Here is a 731-nt window from a genome sequence, read left to right as displayed (position 1 = left end):
CTCTGTAATACCGGTATAGTAGGCCCGTACCGCGGCGCAGTGCTGGGCACGGTTCAGAGGCCAGGGTGCTAGGCACCGCGCTACAACCGAGTTGGCCCCGTCGCAGCCCACTACTAAATGGGCCGTTAGGGGCGGGTGGGCATTTCCTGCTAACCGCACGCTAACTCCGTGTTCGTCGGCGTGCACGCTTTTGACGGGGCTGCCTTCCAGCACCACCGTCGGAGTGTGCTGCCGTACGAGCGTGAGCAGGGCGGCATCAAAGTGGAGGCGGGGGCTATTGAATGCCGGGGCCTGCCACGCAATGCTAAGCTTGGTGCCCCGAGAGGTTACAATGCGGCTCTGGCGCACGTCGGTGCGGTGCTCTTGCGTGAGGGCGCGCAGTTCGGTGGCAAAGGCCGGATTGAGACGAGCTAACGCCTTTAGAGTAGGACCCGGAATGGCGTCGCCGCACACTTTGTCGCGCGGAAATTGGGCCTGATCCACCAGAGCAACGCGCAAGCCGCTGCCCGCTAAAGCCAGCGCACAGGCCGTGCCCGCGGGGCCAGCACCCACAATTAGCACATCATACTCGGGAAGGGAAACCACACCCCGAAAGTACTCGAACTACCGTAAACAGAACGGACTGGGCTAGCGCTGCCCACGCATTTCCTGCTGGCGCATGGGCATCACGTCGATGGTAGCAAAGAGCGACTTGGGTGTAATGGGCTCGGTTTCACGGCGCTTCACGCCCC

The 731-nt window shown here is 62.7% G+C and carries 2 protein-coding genes; both read right to left on the bottom strand.

Going from position 1 to position 731, the window contains the following annotated elements; all coding sequences use genetic code 11:
* The coding region (locus VI25_RS21125; protein WP_152981747.1) for an FAD-dependent oxidoreductase at positions 1-585 on the bottom strand (585 nt) is incomplete at its 3' end.
* Positions 586-627: 42 nt separating this feature from the next.
* Positions 628-726 carry a DUF4174 domain-containing protein gene (locus tag VI25_RS29080; RefSeq protein ID WP_410503453.1) on the bottom strand — a complete coding sequence of 33 codons (99 nt, stop codon included), beginning with the start codon at positions 724-726 and terminating at the stop codon, positions 628-630.
* Between the last annotated feature and the right edge of the window lie 5 nt (positions 727-731).

It is taken from the genome of Hymenobacter sp. AT01-02, assembly GCF_000961955.2.
Taxonomy (GTDB): domain Bacteria; phylum Bacteroidota; class Bacteroidia; order Cytophagales; family Hymenobacteraceae; genus Hymenobacter; species Hymenobacter mucosus.
The sequence above is the reverse complement of the archived record's forward strand: the minus strand, read 5'-3'. Positions and strand labels throughout refer to the sequence as shown.